Annotated in this window: 11 protein-coding genes and 1 pseudogene; 7 read left to right on the top strand and 5 right to left on the bottom strand. The window is 71.7% G+C overall.

Annotated features, from left to right (window positions below):
* Nucleotide 1: 1 nt before the first annotated feature.
* Nucleotides 2-1405, bottom strand: coding sequence for a hypothetical protein (locus tag ACIP84_RS00345; RefSeq protein WP_401792713.1), 1404 nt, complete (start codon nt 1403-1405; stop codon nt 2-4).
* A gap of 485 nt (nt 1406-1890) precedes the next feature.
* Here ACIP84_RS00345 and ACIP84_RS00340 point away from each other — a divergent pair, with 485 nt between their 5' ends.
* Together ACIP84_RS00340 and ACIP84_RS00335 are read left to right on the top strand one after the other, a co-directional pair.
* A complete protein-coding gene (locus ACIP84_RS00340; protein WP_355966175.1) occupies nt 1891-2067 on the top strand; it encodes a CsbD family protein in 177 nt (58 codons plus the stop codon).
* 1058 nt (nt 2068-3125) lie between these two features.
* Nucleotides 3126-5399, top strand: coding sequence for a catalase (locus ACIP84_RS00335; RefSeq protein ID WP_401792710.1), 2274 nt, complete (start codon nt 3126-3128; stop codon nt 5397-5399).
* 315 nt (nt 5400-5714) lie between these two features.
* Here the strand turns inward: ACIP84_RS00335 and ACIP84_RS00330 are convergent, their stop codons facing one another.
* The gene (locus ACIP84_RS00330; RefSeq protein WP_401792707.1) at nt 5715-6194 is read right to left on the bottom strand and encodes an MSMEG_6728 family protein; all 480 of its coding nucleotides are present in this window, start codon (nt 6192-6194) and stop codon (nt 5715-5717) included.
* Between the two features lie 93 nt (nt 6195-6287).
* Between ACIP84_RS00330 and ACIP84_RS00325 the strand changes: the two are divergent.
* From ACIP84_RS00325 to ACIP84_RS00315, 3 genes and pseudogenes are all read left to right on the top strand, one after another.
* A pseudogene (locus ACIP84_RS00325) lies at nt 6288-6499 on the top strand (PadR family transcriptional regulator).
* Between the two features lie 111 nt (nt 6500-6610).
* Nucleotides 6611-6865 (top strand): hypothetical protein, encoded by a 255-nt coding sequence (locus ACIP84_RS00320; RefSeq protein ID WP_401792704.1) that lies wholly within the window; start codon nt 6611-6613, stop codon nt 6863-6865.
* Between the two features lie 225 nt (nt 6866-7090).
* On the top strand, nt 7091-7255 hold the full coding sequence (locus ACIP84_RS00315) for a hypothetical protein (RefSeq protein ID WP_401792701.1): 165 nt from the start codon (nt 7091-7093) through the stop codon (nt 7253-7255).
* Nucleotides 7256-7405: 150 nt separating this feature from the next.
* Here ACIP84_RS00315 and ACIP84_RS00310 read toward each other — a convergent pair whose 3' ends face one another.
* Nucleotides 7406-8863 (bottom strand): sensor histidine kinase, encoded by a 1458-nt coding sequence (locus tag ACIP84_RS00310; RefSeq protein ID WP_401792698.1) that lies wholly within the window; start codon nt 8861-8863, stop codon nt 7406-7408.
* Nucleotides 8860-9522 (bottom strand): response regulator transcription factor, encoded by a 663-nt coding sequence (locus ACIP84_RS00305; protein ID WP_401795567.1) that lies wholly within the window; start codon nt 9520-9522, stop codon nt 8860-8862. Before ACIP84_RS00305 ends, ACIP84_RS00310 begins: the two co-directional genes overlap by 4 nt.
* A 265-nt stretch (nt 9523-9787) precedes the next feature.
* On the opposite strand from ACIP84_RS00305, the gene ACIP84_RS00300 reads away from it, so the two are divergent.
* Both ACIP84_RS00300 and ACIP84_RS00295 read left to right on the top strand, forming a co-directional pair.
* Nucleotides 9788-10939, top strand: coding sequence for a UDP-N-acetylglucosamine--N-acetylmuramyl-(pentapeptide) pyrophosphoryl-undecaprenol N-acetylglucosamine transferase (locus ACIP84_RS00300; RefSeq protein ID WP_401792696.1), 1152 nt, complete (start codon nt 9788-9790; stop codon nt 10937-10939).
* Nucleotides 10936-11943 (top strand): GDP-mannose 4,6-dehydratase, encoded by a 1008-nt coding sequence (locus tag ACIP84_RS00295; protein WP_401792693.1) that lies wholly within the window; start codon nt 10936-10938, stop codon nt 11941-11943. The genes ACIP84_RS00300 and ACIP84_RS00295 overlap by 4 nt, the downstream gene beginning before the upstream one ends.
* 58 nt (nt 11944-12001) lie before the next feature.
* Here the strand turns inward: ACIP84_RS00295 and ACIP84_RS00290 are convergent, their stop codons facing one another.
* Nucleotides 12002-12310, bottom strand: coding sequence for a WhiB family transcriptional regulator (locus ACIP84_RS00290; protein ID WP_355966193.1), 309 nt, complete (start codon nt 12308-12310; stop codon nt 12002-12004).
* Between the last annotated feature and the right edge of the window lie 55 nt (nt 12311-12365).

Below are 12365 nucleotides of genomic sequence, written 5' to 3'. Positions count from 1 at the left end.
CTCAGCCGGAGTGGTATCCCCAGCGGGCCGCGCCGTCCTTGCCCATGAAGCACCTCGCCGGACGCCCGTCGGAAGTCGTCGCCGTGGCGCCCACTGGGGAACAGAACTGGCCGAAGCGGACGCCGGATCCACTGCCGGATCCACCACTTGCCCCGCTCGTTCCGCCAGAGCTCCCAGAGGAACCGGAGCTCCCAGAGTCCCCAGAGCTCCCAGAGGAACCGGAGCCACCGGAAGGTGCGCCGTCCCGTGTCCCGTCACCGCTGCGTCCCGCCGACGTACCACCGTGCGAGCCGGAGTCGCGAGTCGGCCGTGTACGAGGTGGGGGAGTGGCATTCCCCTGAGCCCCCGACGCGGAATCGGGCTTCGGCTCGGGCTTCGGCTTGGGGGTCGGGCTCGGCGCGGTGCAGGAGACTCCCGGACCAAGGAGCCACACGTCGACCTGCGTCGTGACGGGCACCTCGATGTCCGCCTCCGGCTGCTGCCGGCACACCTGCCAGTCCGCCAGATTCTGACGCCGGCCGTCCAGTCGCTGACCCGTGTGCGCGTGGAAGCGCGTCACACGGTCGAGGTCGAGCGCCGCGAGCACCCGCGACGCGGCGTCGAACCGCTCGCCGACGAGGTCCGGCATCATCACACGCCGGGCCCCGTCCAGTTCCGAAGGGCACGGCTCCGCCTCCGGGACCGCGTACAACGCCAGCGTCCTGGTGTTCGGGCGGGTCGGCTCACCGGGGGAGGGGCTCTGGAAGCAGACGCGCCAGTCGGCCCGTGGGGCGGTCACCGGCCGGTACGCGGACGAGGCGTCGGCAGCCGTCACCCACCACGACCCGCGGCGTGCCGTCGCAGCGGCCGTGGCCAGGGCGGCGCCGCGGACGTCGGGTACGGTTCGCGGGTGGTCCGATCCGCCCCTCGCCACGGCATTCGGCTGCCCGGGCCCGCTCAGCCCCGCGACCAGCACCGCGGCGACCCCGACGGATACCGACACCGGGTGCCGCCGTATCCACGTGGACGTCCGCTTCCCGCCGCCGGGACGCAGGGGCGAGTCCGGCGCCAGGAGCCTTCCCGCCGCTTCGAGGAGCTCGCCCTTCGGGTCGAGCTTCGAGCCGTGCAGCTTGTGCGGTTTCCCGTCCACCAGGACGTCGACGGAGTCGAACATGCCGTACGAGCCCCGCAGGATCACCGGTGGCCCGGGCACGCGGGTCACCTTCGGCGCCAGGAGGTTCCGGAAGAGGAGGAGGCCCTTCCTGGTGAGCACGGCGTAGCCCCAACCGTCGTGATAGACGGACCGGACGACCTCACCCACCCCGAGCTCCTGCAGCAGGACCTTCTTGTGGCTGTCGGAGAGGGTGATGCCCTCGCCCGCGGCGACTGCGGCGGTACGCGGATCGCCGGCCAACGGATCGGACACAAGCTTCCCCATGCTCGGAGGTACGGCAGACAGCCCGAGGAAGACCGTACGGCGGTCCTGGACGTACGGGATGCTAGCCGCTGCTCGGAGAAGCCGCTGGTCCGGGCCTTGTCCGCACCACGGGACGAGGAACGCGAGCACTCCCCGCGACGATCGGCGCCCCTTTCGCGCCACATCCTGCGCTGGTCACACTGGCGACGGCCCAGACATCCCCAAGCCGGCCACAGCCACTCCAAACAGCGCGGCCACACCATCCGAAACAGCCCGGCTGCAGTACCGGCCAGAAGCCAGGCGCCCGCCGCCGTAGGCGCGAGAGGACGGGCCTGCCGCACGCTGAGGGAGGCGGCGACCTTCTCCAGCCCGTCCCGGCCGCGTGGAGGCGCGCAGGGGGAGAAAGTACGCCTGGCGGCGCACCAGAGAGGCGAGGCATCGCCATTTGTCCTAGTTTGTCAACGTCTCCAATTCCTCACTCAGAAGGACAGGTCATGGCTGACAAGGGCCGTACGGACAAGATCAAGGGCAAGGCGAAGGAAGCGGTCGGCAAGGCGACCGGGAACGACCGGATGAAGGCCGAAGGAAAGATGGACCAGGTTGAGGGCAAGGCGAAGGAAGCCGCGTCCGACGCCAAGGACGCCCTGCGGGGCAAGCGCGACGAACGCTGAACACTCCGCAGGAAGAAGGGTCCGCTTCCCACGGAGGCGGACCCTTCCGGTGCCCCGGCGCCGGCAACGCTCCGGCGCACACGCACCTTCGCGGTCTGGCGGGCCGGGGAGATGGATGCCCCGCGCGCGCAGGACAATCCCGGGCTCCCGCTGGACCACGGCAGTGAAACGGGCACGGCACGGGCAGGCGCTGGCAGAGAAACGTTGGGCCGGGACTATCCGCGCTGGCGCATGCGGTTGGCCGATTCGGCTGGGGAGCACCTGACGATCGGGCTGTTCCGTGCGGGGGATGTCAGTGTCTGGGCACTCAGCTGGAGCAGTATGCCGCCGGGTGCCGCCTACCTGGACCACGAAGGAGTACGAGGTGCTGTCTTCGTGGCGCGGGGAGCTCTCGCGCACGAGCGCGCCCGTCTCAGCTGTGCCCCGCACCCCGAAGAGGTGGGAGCCGGCCAGGGGTCCTGCTTCGTCGAGAACTTCCATCACCGGATGCACGCGGTGGGCGACGCCGGTCCCACCGTCACGGTGCATGTGCTCGGATCAGCCGATCTGGATCGCGGTGGCCCTTCCACCCGCCGTCCACCGAGGATGAGGAGGCGTGCGCGTGGACGAGTCTGTGAGGAACACACCGATAGCCACTCGGTCACCTCGTGCGCGCCGGCCGAGCGGGCACGAGCGGGTATGACCGGCGGGCTCCCAGGCGGGGGCACGCCCCGTCGATGCCGAGCTCCTGTCCGTGCCCGGCAGGGGCCGGCCGCGACCTTCACGGCCGTGATCGGTCTGCGCGCCCCACGACTCTCGATGCCACCCCGGTGTTGTCCGGCGGCCTGCCTGTTGCGGTTACGGGTTGGGGCATTCGGCCCTGTCTGGGTGGGCGTATCGCTGCCCTGTGGCGGTGTCGGCTTCCCAGGTCCGTTTCCGCTTTCTTGGCAGGTCCGACGGGTTCGTGGTGGTGGCTGGTGCGGGCCCGAGGGTGCGTGGGGCCGGACTGGCGGGGGTTTCGGTAGGTGCCGCTCTGGTCACACGTGAAGCACCGAGAGCCCCATGCGTCTGGAGTGGTGATGTCCGAGAAGAATCCGGTGAAGGCCGCCGTCGACAAACTCGCCGGCGCGGTGCACGGCGAACCGGCGGGCGGCCCCGAGGAGGGGATCCCCGGCAAGCCCGCCCCCGTCTCCCCGCAGCTCGTCGAGCCGACGACGCCGGCCGAGCCGTTGCCGCCGAAGGCGGACCAGAGCGGGCCGGAGACGGTCAGTCCGACGGGGCAGCCGACCGGCGCGGACCAGGCGCGCATGGCGCAGAGCGGCGCGTACCTGACGACCGCGCAGGGCGCCCGGCTGCCCGACACCGACCATTCTCTGAAGGCCGGGCCGCGCGGCCCGGTGCTGCTGCAGGACCACCACCTGCGCGAGAAGCTCATGCACTTCGACCACGAACGAATCCCGGAGCGCGTGGTCCACGCGCGCGGTTCGGCCGCCCACGGCACCTTCCAGTCCTACGGGACGGCGCAGTCGGTCAGCAAGGCCGCGTTCCTCGCCCGGGACGTCGAGACGCCGGTGTTCGTCCGCTTCTCCACCGTCCTCGGTTCGCGCGGCTCCGCCGACACCGTCCGTGACACCCGGGGCTTCGCGACGAAGTTCTACACCGAGGAAGGCGTCTTCGACCTGGTCGGGAACAACATCCCGGTGTTCTTCATCCAGGACGCGATCAAGTTCCCCGACATCATCCACGCCGGCAAGCCGCACCCGGACCGCGAGATCCCACAGGCCCAGTCCGCGCACGACACGTTCTGGGACTTCGTATCCCTGCATACCGAAGCCACCCACCACACCTTGTGGAACATGTCCGACCGGGGCATCCCCCGCTCCTACCGCATGATGGAGGGCTTCGGCGTCCACACCTTCCGCCTCGTCAACGCCGAGGGCGCCACGACGCTGGTGAAGTTCCACTGGAAGCCCAAGCTGGGCGTTCACTCCCTCGTCTGGGAGGAGGCGCAGATCCTGGCCGGGGTGGATCCCGACTTCCACCGCCGGGACCTCTTCGACGCCATCGAGTCCGGTGCCTTCCCGCAGTGGGAGCTGGGCATCCAGACGTTCCCCGACACCGACGACCAGATGTTCGAGGGCATCGACCTTCTCGACGCGACGAAGATCGTCCCGGAGGAACTCGCCCCGGTGAAGCCGGTCGGGCTGCTGACCCTGAACGCGAACCCGTCGAACTTCTTCGCTGAGGTTGAGCAGGTCGCCTTTCATGTCGGCCACCTCGTCCCTGGCATCGATGCGACAGACGATCCGCTGCTGGCAGGGCGGAACTTCTCGTACCTGGACACGCAGCTCACCCGGCTCGGCGGCCCCAACTTCCCGCAGATCCCGATCAACCGGACGCACGCGCCGGTCAACGACATGCTCAGGGACGGCTTCCACCAGACGGCCGTGCACCGCGGGGTGGCCCCGTACAAGCCGAACAGCCTCGACGGAGGCTGTCCCTTCTTCGCCGGCGCCGACACCGGGGCGTTCATCGAGGTACCGGTGGAGGTACCGGCCGGACGCAAGGTCCGAGAGGCCCCCGCGTCGTACGACGACCACTTCTCTCAGCCTCGCCTGTTCTGGCTGAGCATGAGCCCGGTCGAGCGCGAGCACATCGTCGCCGCCTACACCTTCGAGCTGAGCAAGTGCTACGAGCAGGCGATCAAGGAACGCAACCTCGCTGTGCTCGCCAACATCGACGGTGAACTGTGTGCACAGGTCGCCGCCGGACTGGGCCTGCCGGTGCCCGCCGCCACCGAACCCCTCGCCGACGCCACCCCCAGCCCCCGTCTGTCGCAGGTCGGCGCCGCCTGGCCGCTGGACGGACGCGTCATCGGCATCGTCACGGACCAGGCCGTCGACACCGCCGGCGTGCGCGCGGTCCGCGAGGCCGTGCTGGACTCCGGCATGGTGCCGCTGGTCGTGGCCGCGGTCGGCGGAGTGCTGGCCACGGACGGCGACCCGGTCACCGTGCAGCGCACCTTCGCCACCGCCCGCTCCGTCGAATTCGACGCCCTCGTCTTCTTCGGAGCCCCGCAGGCAGGGGCTGACGCCTACGGCGCCCGCGACGCCAAGGCCGGGGCCCCCGGCCCCTCCGTCGGCGACCCCCGGGTTCTGACGCTGCTGACCGAGGCGTACCGGCACGGAAAGGCCCTCGTGGGCTGTGCAGGCGCCGAGACGCTCTTCGAGGCCGCGGGTATCGAGGCGGGAGAACCCGGCGTCATCCTGACGGACGGGGCGGAAGCCGTGCCCCAGCTCAAGGAGCTGCTGTCGAACCATCGCGTCTGGGAACGTTTCCCAGCGTCCCTGTAGGGCCCTTCTCACCGCCGCGGCCGGGTGCTCTGGCATCCGGCCGCGGCGGCGGGGGCGCGCCCAGGACGGCATCGAGTCCCGCAGCCGCCGGCTGCCGGTCGACGTCGCGCGTGGCTCTCTCGATCACGGCCTGGGCTCCCCCTCCCAGGGCACGGCATAGGCGACCGGCGGCGGCTCGTTGTCGGGGCCTCGGCCGGTCTTGGTGCCGCGCACGAGCGTCATGCGGCCCGCCGGTCCTCGACCTTCGGCCGGTGGGCACGGCCGTACGGGCGGCGTGCGATGCACAGGCGCAGCGGACCTACGCCCTGTCGGCCGTCACCCGGTGTGGCTGCCTTCCCGGTCGGAAGCCGGCCAGAGGTAGGGAAGGTCGTCCGGCACGTCGGGGAAGTGGGAGCCGTAGTACGCGGGATCCTTCCGCAGCAGCGCCGACTGGTGGCTGCGATGGAACGCGGACGCGCCGAGCCAGGGCGGCAGCTCACCCGCCGCCGCGAGCCCGCTCTGCTCGCGCACCTCGGCCGAAGGGCGCCAGGCACGGTAGTCGTTCATGAGGGTGACGGCGCAGGTGTCGGCACGGCCCTCGGCAGTCCAGACGCCGCAGACGTCCAGGCCGTACCGCACCAGGGCCTCCTCGTATCCGGCCCACATCCGCACCGCCGGGTGCCGGCGCCACCCGTACGTCGGCACGGTCAGCCCCCGGAACACCTGCAGTGCCTCGACGCGCTGCTTACCCAGACGCCTCGGGTCCAGGACAACCGCGGAGTCGGTGAAACCCTCATACGGGAGAAATGTCTGCATACATCCCTAGTCCCCGCTGCAGCGCGTCCGCATACCCCCGTGGAACCCGGCCAGGCGGCCGGGAGGTCAGGACGCCATGGCTCGGCCCCCCGCCTGGCGCACGTCGGCCAGGCAGGGTCGAACACCGGCGGACGACTCCGGATCGCGGTCGGCACCCTCTACGGCGCGCTGGAACGGCTGGAACGCGCCGGCCTCGTCGCTGCCGGCGCGGAGGAGATCGTGGACGGACGCGCACGGCGTACTACCGCCTCACGGAGGAGGGCACCCCCGCCGCGCGAGGTCATCGCCATCGCGCGCGCCTGTGATGAGCGCAGTGACCGTGCGCGGCCCGGTTTCGCCGGTCACCGGGTCGGTGGCGGTGACCTTGCCTCCGACGCGCACCTGTTTCGATGGCCTTGTGGTTGCCGTCGGCCATCATGACCAAGGTGTCCGGCGTGAAGCTGTTGCCGGTGCCGCATCCGCTCGATCCGTTGTCGGCGGCTTTGGGGGCGGGGCCGCTGTCGGCCGGCTTTGGCGCGGGAGGGCTGTCTGCCGCCTTCGGTACGGGTGCGGTGTCGGCTGCTTTGGCCGTCGTTGCCGCATCGGCGGCGTCGCTGGCAGCCTTGGCGGTCTTGGCGGCCTGTGCGGCGTCGAGTGCCTTGTTGCCGTACTTGGCGGCGTTCGCCGCGTAACCCGCGCCCGGGATGGCCGAGGCGGCGGAGAGGCCGGCGTTGACGTAGTCGCCCTCCGCCGGTACCAGCCCGCGTTGGCCAGGTCGCCGACCTTGCCGACGACCGGGACCATGCCCACGACGTCGAGGGTGGTGTGGCCGATCGTCTTCCACGAGGGCGTCTTCGGCCACTTGCCGGTCGGGTCGGTTGGACGACAGGAAGACCGTCGGCGACACCGTCACGAAGGTGTCCGCTCTGACGCACGCGGACGCCATCGCGCAGATCAAGCTGATGGTCCTCGGCAACGACCCGAACGGCTTCGGTCCGCTGATCCGTGAGTACTACGTCGAGACGGCCGTGGACTTCCCCGCGATCTCCCGCGCCGGGGGCGGTCAGCAGCCATTGCGGTGAGATCGCGCAAGCCCGTAGTCAGGCATCGCCTGGAGCGTCGCGCCGTCGCCGGCACGGACCGTGCCGGGTACCGGCCTGCCTTCCTGGTACGGCCTCCCGCCACTCAGGGGGCCTTCGGGAGGGGTGGTCTGCCCCCTTCTGAGCTGTCGGTCACGTCCTGCCGCTACCGGGTGGGTTCTCTGGGGCGAACGTCAGTGTGAACAGTGCCCCGCCGCCCGGCGCCGCCCCCGCCGTGAGCTCTGCTCCGTGCGCGTGGGCGATCTGCCGGGCCATGGCCAGGCCCAGGCCGGAGCCGGGCAGGGCGCGCGCGGTTTCGGCGCGGTAGAAGCGGTCGAAGACATGGGGGAGGTCGGCGGCGGGGATTCCCGGGCCGTGGTCCCGGACCGTCAGCCTGAGCCCGCCGGCGCTGCTCCTGCTCCCGCCCGTGCTGCTCCCGCTCCCGTACTTGCTCAGCGTCACCTCGACCGGGGTGCCCGGCGGGCTGAACTTGGCTGCGTTGTCCAGCAGGTTCGTCAGCAGCCGGGCGAGCCGTGCCGGGACTCCCGGCCGGACCGCGTCTGCCGCGCCCGCCTCGACCTCCAGGAGGAAAGGGGTCTGCGGCCAGTGTGTCCGGGCGGTGCCCACCACATGCTCGGCCATCTCGGCGATCCGCACGTCCTCCAGGAGCGGTAGCGGTTCTTCGTCTCGGGCGAGCTCGATCAGGTCGTTGACGAGCCCGGTCACTTCCCGGATGCCCCGCTCCAGCGCCCCCGCGGCTCGATCGCGTTGGGTGGGGGTCAGCCGGTCGCCGCGGGCCAGGAGCTCCGCGTTGGTGCGTAGCGCGGTCAGCGGGGTCCGTAGTTCGTGGGAGGCGTCTGCGACCAGTCGGCGCTGGGAGGTCACCGACTGCTCCAGTTCGCCGAGCATGGTGTTGAAGGTGGCTGCCAGCCGGGTCACCTCGTCCTGCCGGCCCGGCGGGCCGGGCGGGAGCTCGATGCGGTGGCGTGGGTCGCGGGTCGCTGCGATCCGTTCGGCGGCCGCGGTCAGCCGGGCGACCGGGTCCAGGCCCGCGCGGGAGACGGCGTATCCGAGCAGACCGGCCAGCAGCACCCCCGTTGCGCCGACCGCCGCGAGCAGCACGGCTGCCTGCCGCACGCCCTTGTCCACCGGGTCCGCCCGCAGCGCCACCTGGAGCGCCTGCCCGTTTCCGAACGGGGTGGTCAGCATCCGTAGTGGCTGCCCGAAGCGTTCGACGTTGCTGTAGTACGGGGCCTGTTCGCCCGCCGCGACATCGCGTACGGGGGTGGAGACGGGCAGCAGGTAGGGTTCGTCGGGGTCCGCTGCCGGGTCGGCGGGGACGATCTGGGCGCACGCGGGCGCGGAGAGGTAGCGGCACTCGCCCGCCAGGATCTGCGGGCCCTCGCCCCGGTTGGCCTGGATGACACGCGTCGCGGACTGGGTGAGGGACAGGTCGAGCTGGTGCAGCAGTTCGTAGCGGATGACGAAGAACGCCGCCGTGCACACCCCGACCGCGACCAGCGCCACCGCTGCCGAGGTCGCGAGCGCCAGGCGGGTACGGAGCGGTCGCCTGCGCCGCCAGCGGGCGCCCAGTCTGCGTACCCCGCTCATGCCACATCCAGCCGGTAGCCGATTCCGTGCACGGTGTGGACGAGGCGCGGCTCGCCGCCCGCTTCCAGTTTCCGCCGCAGGTATCCCACGTATACCGCGAGTGAGTTGGAGTCGGGCCCGAAGTCCTGGCCCCAGACCCGCTGCAGGATCACCTCGCGCGGCAGGACCTGGCCCGGGTGGCGCAGCAGGAGCTCCAGAAGGGCGGCTTCGGTGCGGGAGAACTCCAGCGGGCGGCCGCCCCGCCGCCCGGTGCGCGTCACGGGGTCCAGCGTCAGGTCCACGAACGCCAGGTCCGAGCCCGGGGCGGGCGGCGCGGCCCGCCGCAGCAACGCCCGCACGCGCGCCACCAGCTCGTCCAGGGCGAACGGCTTCACCAGGTAGTCGTCGGCGCCGGCCTCCAGCCCGTCCACCCGCTCGCTCACCGACGACAGCGCGGTCAGCACCAGCACCGGCGTGCGGTCCTCCACCGCCCGCAGCCTCCGGCAGACCGCAAGCCCGTCCAGCACCGGCATCATCACGTCCAGGACCAGCGCGTCCGGCTGCCAGGCAGCCACCGCCGACAGCGCCGCCAGGCCGTCGCCGACACTCCGGACCTCATACCCCTCCATGCTCAGCCCGTCCTCGACGGCGGCCCGCACGTCCGGGTCGTCCTCGGCCACCAGGATCCTGCCAGTACTCCGCAGACCGCCCGCGCCACCCGCGCCGCCCGTGCCACTCCCGTCGCCCGCGCCGCCCGTGCCACTCGCGCCGCCCGTGCCACTCGCGCCGCCCGTGCCGCCCGCGCCCCTCCCGTCGCCCGTGCCACTCCCGCCGCCAGGGCTCATGCCCTTCGTATGGCTCATGCCGCTCATGCCGTTCATAGCGTGAAGCCTGCCAAACCGGACTCTTAGAACCCTCTTAACCTGCTTCGTGAGAGTGGCGGCCATGCGCACACCACTCTCCGTCGTGATCGGTGCGGGCGGCACCGGCGGCCATATCTACCCCGGTCTCGCCCTGGCCGAGGCCCTGCGCCGCGCCGACCCCGCGACGGTCATCTCCTTCATCGGCACCGAACGCGGTCTGGAGACGACCCTGATCCCGGCGGCCGGATACCGGCTGCACACCGTCGACATGATCCCCTTCGACCCCGCGCTCGGCGCGAAACGCTTCCTCCTCCCGGCTGCGCTCCTGCGCTCCGGGGCCCAGGCCCGCCAGGTGCTGCGCACCCAGAAAGCGCACATCGTCGTCGGGATGGGCGGCTACCCCAGCGCCCCGGCGATCGTCGGGGCGAAGCTGGCCGGGCTGCCCAGCGTGATCCACGAGTCCAACGCGGTCCCGGGCCGGGCCAACCAGTTCGCCGCCCGCCTCACGCCACACCTCACCGTCGCCTTCGACGGCAGCCGCGCCCACCTGTCGGGCGGCGAGCGGGCGCAGACCGTCGGCATGCCGATCGCCGCGTCCCTGGCCGCCCTGGACCGGCCGGCCCTGCGCGAGGAGGCACGGCGCGCCTTCGCGGTACCCCCGGGCGCACGGGTCGTCCTCTTCAACGGCGGCAGCCTCGGCGCGGCCCGCCTCACCGCCGCCGCCGTGGGCCTCGCGGCCCGCTGGCGGGGCCGCAGGGATGTCCACCTCCTGATCAAGACCGGGCCGGCCGCACTCGCACAGGCACGCCGTGAGCTCATCGAAGCGGGGGCGGGGCCCGTCGCCCAGGCGGTGCCCTACCTCGACCGCATGGACCTCGCCTACGCGGTCGCCGACCTGGTGGTCTGCCGCGCGGGCTCAGCCACGATCGCCGAGCTCGCCACGACCGGGGTGCCCGCCGTCCTCGTGCCGTACCCGCACGCTCCCGGCGACCACCAGACGCACAACGCCCGGGTCCTCTCGGACACGGGCGCCGCCCACCTCCTTCCCGACGCCGAGACCACCTCCGGCCGGCTCGCCGAACTGATCGACCCGCTTCTCGCCCACCCCTCCCGGCTCGCCGTGATGGGGCGCGCAGCGGACCCGGGAAACCACGCCCGCGCTGCCGACCTGCTGGCAGAGACGGTCATCCGCCTCGCCGGACAGCCCACCACCACAAAGGAGCTCACCCCATGACAGCCACGACCATCGACTGGACCGGCCGCACCGTCCTGGTCACCGGAGCCGAGGGCTTCATCGGCTCCACACTCGTCGACCTTCTCGTCCACCGCGGCGCGCGAGTCAAGGCCTTCGTCCACTACAAGCCGTACGCCGACAAGGGCCACCTCGCCCGCTACCTCGACGACCCGAACGGCCCGGTCGAGTTCATCGCCGGAGATGTCGGCGACGCAGGCCGGGTCATGGACGCGGTCGAGGGCTGCGACACCGTCTTCCACCTCGCCGCGCTCATCGGCATCCCCTACAGCTACGACTCCCCGGGCGCCTACGTCCGCACGAACGTCGTCGGCACCGAGAACATCGCCGAGGCATGCCGCCGCCATTCGGTCCGACGCCTCCTGCACACCTCCACCAGCGAGGTGTACGGGACCGCGCTCACAGCCCCGATCGGCGAAGACCATCCCCTCCAGCCGCAGTCGCCCTACTCCGCGTCGAAGATCGGCGCGGACATGATGGCCCTGTCCCACTGGCACGCGTACGAGCTGCCCGTGACCGTCGTACGGCCCTTCAACACCTACGGGCCCCGTCAGTCGGCCCGCGCCGTGATCCCCACGATTCTCGCCCAACTGCACGCCGGAGCACGGGAGATACGCCTCGGCTCGCTCACCCCGACCCGCGACTTCACGTACGTCACCGACACCGCGGCCGGGTTCCTGGCACTGGCGGGCTGCGACCGGGCACTGGGGGAGAGCGTCAACCTCGGTACCGGACGCGAGATCTCGATCGGAGACCTTGCGAAGGCCCTCATCACCGCTTCCGGCCGGGACGCCGAGATCGTCGTGGACCCGGCCCGGCTGCGGCCCTCCGGTAGCGAGGTGCAGCGGCTGCTCTCGGACAACACCCGGGCCCGCACATGGGCGGGATGGGAGCCGGAAGTCGGCCTGGAAGAAGGCCTGGAGAGGACATCGGAGTGGGTGGCGGAGCATCTGCACCTCTTCGCCCCGGGGCGCTACCAGATCTGAGCGAACCCGCCAGGGGGCGTCCGGCCCGGAACCGCCGGACGCCCCCTGGAGAAGTCGATCAGGCGGCACCACGCTTCACGGACGACGCTCCCGCCTCGTGCTCACGCCGCGCGGCTTCCAGCAGCCGGCTCCAGGACCGCACCAGGGGCCGGCGCTTCAGAAGGGCGCGTCTCTCGCGTTCTGTCATTCCGCCCCAGATGCCGTGTTCGATCCGGCTGTCCAAGGCATGAGCCAGGCACTCGGCCCTGACAGGGCACCCGGTGCACAGCGTCTTCGCCCGGCTCTGCGCCGCCCCCTCGACGAACAGCTCATCCGCCTGTGCCGTCCGGCACAAGGCCGACACCATCCAGTGCTCACTCACTCGCATCCACCCCACTTGTTCCACACCGCCCCCGCTCCGGGTCCGCCGCACCGCTCCCCGG

The sequence above is a fragment of the Streptomyces sp. NPDC088707 genome (genome assembly GCF_044752725.1).
Taxonomy (GTDB): domain Bacteria; phylum Actinomycetota; class Actinomycetes; order Streptomycetales; family Streptomycetaceae; genus Streptomyces.
Note: the sequence above shows the minus strand (reverse complement) of the source record. Positions and strands in the feature narration are given on the sequence as shown.

Excerpts from the sequence above, each read along its gene's own strand:
- ACIP84_RS00340 (WP_355966175.1), top strand. The coding sequence starts at position 1,891 with ATGGCTGACAAGGGCCGTACGGACAAGATCAAGGGCAAGGCGAAGGAA.
- ACIP84_RS00335 (WP_401792710.1), top strand. The coding sequence starts at position 3,126 with ATGTCCGAGAAGAATCCGGTGAAGGCCGCCGTCGACAAACTCGCCGGC.
- ACIP84_RS00330 (WP_401792707.1), bottom strand. The coding sequence starts at position 6,194 with ATGCAGACATTTCTCCCGTATGAGGGTTTCACCGACTCCGCGGTTGTC.
- ACIP84_RS00320 (WP_401792704.1), top strand. The coding sequence starts at position 6,611 with ATGACCAAGGTGTCCGGCGTGAAGCTGTTGCCGGTGCCGCATCCGCTC.
- ACIP84_RS00310 (WP_401792698.1), bottom strand. The coding sequence starts at position 8,863 with ATGAGCGGGGTACGCAGACTGGGCGCCCGCTGGCGGCGCAGGCGACCG.
- ACIP84_RS00300 (WP_401792696.1), top strand. The coding sequence starts at position 9,788 with ATGCGCACACCACTCTCCGTCGTGATCGGTGCGGGCGGCACCGGCGGC.
- ACIP84_RS00295 (WP_401792693.1), top strand. The coding sequence starts at position 10,936 with ATGACAGCCACGACCATCGACTGGACCGGCCGCACCGTCCTGGTCACC.
- ACIP84_RS00290 (WP_355966193.1), bottom strand. The coding sequence starts at position 12,310 with ATGCGAGTGAGTGAGCACTGGATGGTGTCGGCCTTGTGCCGGACGGCA.